General features: G+C 52.2%; 2 tRNA genes and 2 rRNA genes. All 4 read left to right on the forward strand.

Annotation, left to right across the window (positions count from 1 at the left end):
• The first annotated feature begins 350 nt into the window (after positions 1–350).
• Positions 351–1,885, forward strand: a 16S ribosomal RNA gene (locus ABEA07_RS15735).
• A 70-nt stretch (positions 1,886–1,955) separates the two neighbouring features.
• Positions 1,956–2,032: transfer RNA gene (locus tag ABEA07_RS15740), tRNA-Ile, on the forward strand.
• Positions 2,033–2,060: 28 nt separating this feature from the next.
• Positions 2,061–2,136 (forward strand) — tRNA-Ala (locus tag ABEA07_RS15745).
• A 311-nt stretch (positions 2,137–2,447) separates the two neighbouring features.
• Positions 2,448–5,318: ribosomal RNA gene (locus tag ABEA07_RS15750) — 23S ribosomal RNA — on the forward strand.
• The 16S and 23S rRNA genes sit together here with 2 tRNA genes alongside, the layout of an rRNA operon.
• The last annotated feature ends 106 nt before the right edge of the window (positions 5,319–5,424 follow it).

The raw sequence follows: 5,424 nt of genomic DNA on the forward strand, positions 1-5,424 counted from the left end.
GGGGTTTTCCTGAGAGGTGCTGGCGGCTTGAATGGCGTGAACGGGTTTGAGGCTGTGAGTGCGAAGGGGTTTGAAAAGATTTCTTCGAAAAAGTTTGCCGGTTCTTCAAAAACCGTGTCATAATCGAAGGCTCCGCTGATCGCAGCGAAGTGAAGCAGAAAGAGCGAAGAGTTCGGACTGCGGTGATCGTTAAAAACATACAGCCGATAAGCGTGGGCGTTTGAGGCGAATGGCCAAGTTCTTCGGAACTGAAGCCGAGAGGCTTTCAAATGCTCATGAGAATAGAAGTGAAGTTCACTTCAATTCCGTTTTTATGAGTTTGTCTCGCGAGAGACGTTAAATTCAAGATCGAACTATAGAGTTTGATCCTGGCTCAGATTGAACGCTGGCGGCATGCCTTACACATGCAAGTCGAACGGCAGCACGGGAGCAATCCTGGTGGCGAGTGGCGAACGGGTGAGTAATACATCGGAACGTGCCCAATCGTGGGGGATAACGCAGCGAAAGCTGTGCTAATACCGCATGAGATCTACGGATGAAAGCAGGGGACCTTCGGGCCTTGCGCGAATGGAGCGGCCGATGGCAGATTAGGTAGTTGGTGGGGTAAAGGCCTACCAAGCCTGCGATCTGTAGCTGGTCTGAGAGGACGACCAGCCACACTGGGACTGAGACACGGCCCAGACTCCTACGGGAGGCAGCAGTGGGGAATTTTGGACAATGGGCGCAAGCCTGATCCAGCCATGCCGCGTGCAGGATGAAGGCCTTCGGGTTGTAAACTGCTTTTGTACGGAACGAAAAGGCTCTTTCTAATAAAGAGGGCTCATGACGGTACCGTAAGAATAAGCACCGGCTAACTACGTGCCAGCAGCCGCGGTAATACGTAGGGTGCGAGCGTTAATCGGAATTACTGGGCGTAAAGCGTGCGCAGGCGGTGATGTAAGACAGTTGTGAAATCCCCGGGCTCAACCTGGGAACTGCATCTGTGACTGCATTGCTGGAGTGCGGCAGAGGGGGATGGAATTCCGCGTGTAGCAGTGAAATGCGTAGATATGCGGAGGAACACCGATGGCGAAGGCAATCCCCTGGGCCTGCACTGACGCTCATGCACGAAAGCGTGGGGAGCAAACAGGATTAGATACCCTGGTAGTCCACGCCCTAAACGATGTCAACTGGTTGTTGGGGATTCACTTCCTCAGTAACGAAGCTAACGCGTGAAGTTGACCGCCTGGGGAGTACGGCCGCAAGGTTGAAACTCAAAGGAATTGACGGGGACCCGCACAAGCGGTGGATGATGTGGTTTAATTCGATGCAACGCGAAAAACCTTACCCACCTTTGACATGTACGGAATTTGCCAGAGATGGCTTAGTGCTCGAAAGAGAACCGTAACACAGGTGCTGCATGGCTGTCGTCAGCTCGTGTCGTGAGATGTTGGGTTAAGTCCCGCAACGAGCGCAACCCTTGTCATTAGTTGCTACATTCAGTTGGGCACTCTAATGAGACTGCCGGTGACAAACCGGAGGAAGGTGGGGATGACGTCAAGTCCTCATGGCCCTTATAGGTGGGGCTACACACGTCATACAATGGCTGGTACAAAGGGTTGCCAACCCGCGAGGGGGAGCTAATCCCACAAAACCAGTCGTAGTCCGGATCGCAGTCTGCAACTCGACTGCGTGAAGTCGGAATCGCTAGTAATCGTGGATCAGAATGTCACGGTGAATACGTTCCCGGGTCTTGTACACACCGCCCGTCACACCATGGGAGCGGGTTCTGCCAGAAGTAGTTAGCCTAACCGCAAGGAGGGCGATTACCACGGCAGGGTTCGTGACTGGGGTGAAGTCGTAACAAGGTAGCCGTATCGGAAGGTGCGGCTGGATCACCTCCTTTCTGGAAAACAGTCGTTCCAATTGAACGCCCACACTTATCGGTTGTTGGAAGAGGTCGAGAGATCGACTTTGGGTCTGTAGCTCAGCTGGTTAGAGCACCGTCTTGATAAGGCGGGGGTCGTTGGTTCGAGCCCAACTAGACCCACCATCTTCTGATATCCAAGTGGAAGGACATCGGGGGATTAGCTCAGCTGGGAGAGCACCTGCTTTGCAAGCAGGGGGTCGTCGGTTCGATCCCGTCATCCTCCACCACCAACGACTGATGTCCCGGTAGTATTCTTTCAACACCAAAGAGGCTTGGCGCGAAGGTGCGAGGCTTTTTTGTTGTTGATCGAGATTGTTCGATCAATCGGCTGTTCTTTAAAAATTCATAGAGTCGAATCAGCGTTGTCGGCGGAAAGAGCGAAAGCTCACCGTGCCGTCGGCAACATGAATTTTTGATTGCGTCAAATGAACTTCACTTCGAAGCAATTCGAGTTGAAGACGGCATAACGCGTCAGGTGAAAGGCCTGACATATTCCTTGATGGGCTTTGGTCTCTGTGAAGAGACGTCAAAGTTATAGGGTCAAGTGAATAAGAGCATGTGGTGGATGCCTTGGCGATGATAGGCGACGAAGGACGTGATAGCCTGCGATAAGCTTCGGGGAGCTGGCAAATGAGCTTTGATCCGGAGATTTCCGAATGGGGAAACCCACCGAAAGGTATCGTTATCTGAATACATAGGGTAGCGAGGCGAACCGGGTGAACTGAAACATCTCAGTAGCTCGAGGAAAAGACATCAACCGAGATTCCGAAAGTAGTGGCGAGCGAAATCGGAAGAGCCTGCTAGTGATAGCACAAGACTTAACGGAACGGCTTGGAAAGGCCGGCCATAGTGGGTGATAGCCCCGTACGTGAAAAGACTTGTGTGGTACTGAGCTAGCGAAAAGTAGGGCGGGACACGAGAAATCCTGTCTGAAGATGGGGGGACCATCCTCCAAGGCTAAATACTCATCATCGACCGATAGTGAACTAGTACCGTGAGGGAAAGGCGAAAAGAACCCCGGGAGGGGAGTGAAATAGATCCTGAAACCGCATGCTTACAAAAAGTCGGAGCCCGCAAGGGTGACGGCGTACCTTTTGTATAATGGGTCAGCGACTTACATTCAGTGGCAAGGTTAACCGAATAGGGAAGCCGTAGAGAAATCGAGTCCGAATAGGGCGTCCAGTCGCTGGGTGTAGACCCGAAACCAAGTGATCTATCCATGGCCAGGATGAAGGTGCCGTAACAGGTACTGGAGGTCCGAACCGACTAGTGTTGCAAAACTAGCGGATGAGCTGTGGATAGGGGTGAAAGGCTAAACAAACTTGGAAATAGCTGGTTCTCTCCGAAAACTATTTAGGTAGTGCCTCAAGTATTACCTTCGGGGGTAGAGCACTGTTTTGGCTAGGGGGTCATGGCGACTTACCAAACCAAGGCAAACTCCGAATACCGAAGAGTAGAGCTTGGGAGACAGAGCACCGGGTGCTAACGTCCGGACTCAAGAGGGAAACAACCCAGACCGCCAGCTAAGGTCCCTAAAATTGGCTAAGTGGGAAACGAAGTGGGAAGGCTAAAACAGTCAGGATGTTGGCTTAGAAGCAGCCATCATTTAAAGAAAGCGTAATAGCTCACTGATCGAGTCGTCCTGCGCGGAAGATGTAACGGGGCTAAGCCAGTTACCGAAGCTGCGGATGCACAGTTTACTGTGCGTGGTAGGAGAGCGTTCTGTAAGCCTGTGAAGGTGCGTTGTAAAGCGTGCTGGAGGTATCAGAAGTGCGAATGCTGACATGAGTAGCGTTAAAGGGGGTGAAAAGCCCCCTCGCCGTAAGCGCAAGGTTTTCTACGCAACGTTCATCGGCGTAGAGTGAGTCGGCCCCTAAGGCGAGGCAGAGATGCGTAGCTGATGGGAAACAGGTCAATATTCCTGTACCGATGTGCAGTGCGATGTGGGGACGGATCTTAATAGTTCATCCGGGTGTTGGATGTCCCGGTTTAGCTGGATGTAGGCGTCAGGTAGGCAAATCCGCCTGACATATACCGAGGCCAGCGATCGAGCGAGCTTGCTCGTGAAGTGAATGAACGAGGTTCCAGGAAAAGCCACTAAGCTTCAGCTGCACACGACCGTACCGCAAACCGACACTGGTGCGCGAGATGAGTATTCTAAGGCGCTTGAGAGAACTCAGGAGAAGGAACTCGGCAAATTGACACCGTAACTTCGGAAGAAGGTGTGCCCTATTAGTGTGAAGTGAACAACGGAGCATGAACGGGTTGCAAAAAATCGGTGGCTGCGACTGTTTATTAAAAACACAGCACTCTGCAAACACGAAAGTGGACGTATAGGGTGTGACGCCTGCCCGGTGCTGGAAGATTAAATGATGGGGTGCAAGCTCTTGATTGAAGTCCCAGTAAACGGCGGCCGTAACTATAACGGTCCTAAGGTAGCGAAATTCCTTGTCGGGTAAGTTCCGACCTGCACGAATGGCGTAACGATGGCCACACTGTCTCCTCCTGAGACTCAGCGAAGTTGAAATGTTTGTGATGATGCAATCTCCCCGCGGAAAGACGGAAAGACCCCATGAACCTTTACTGTAGCTTTGTATTGGACTTTGAACGGATCTGTGTAGGATAGGTGGGAGGCTTTGAAGTGCGGTCGCTAGATCGCATGGAGCCAACGTTGAAATACCACCCTGGTGCGTTTGAGGTTCTAACCTAGGTCCATCATCTGGATCGGGGACAGTGCATGGTAGGCAGTTTGACTGGGGCGGTCTCCTCCCAAAGCGTAACGGAGGAGTTCGAAGGTACGCTAGTTACGGTCGGACATCGTGACGATAGTGCAATGGCATAAGCGTGCTTAACTGCGAGACTGACAAGTCGAGCAGATGCGAAAGCAGGACATAGTGATCCGGTGGTTCTGTATGGAAGGGCCATCGCTCAACGGATAAAAGGTACTCTGGGGATAACAGGCTGATACCGCCCAAGAGTTCATATCGACGGCGGTGTTTGGCACCTCGATGTCGGCTCATCTCATCCTGGGGCTGTAGCCGGTCCCAAGGGTATGGCTGTTCGCCATTTAAAGAGGTACGTGAGCTGGGTTTAAAACGTCGTGAGACAGTTTGGTCCCTATCTTCCGTGGGCGCTGCAGATTTGAGGAAGCCTGCTCCTAGTACGAGAGGACCGGAGTGGACACACCTCTGGTGTATCGGTTGTCACGCCAGTGGCATTGCCGAGTAGCTAAGTGTGGAAGAGATAACCGCTGAAAGCATCTAAGCGGGAAACTCGTTTCAAGATGAGATCTGCCGGGGCCTCGAGCCCCCTGAAGAGTCGTTCTAGACCAGGACGTTGATAGGTCGGGTGTGGAAGCGCAGTAATGCGTTAAGCTAACCGATACTAATTGCTCGTGCGGCTTGACCCTATAACTTTGATCAGTCGATCAGGTTGTTATGCCAAGTGACGCAATCAAACAAAAGCTGATTCCAGACTCTATGAATTCGCCGTCTTGGCCAAGCCAGGACAGCAAC

The sequence above is a fragment of the Variovorax defluvii genome, assembly GCF_039541515.1.
Lineage (GTDB): Bacteria > Pseudomonadota > Gammaproteobacteria > Burkholderiales > Burkholderiaceae_C > Variovorax > Variovorax defluvii.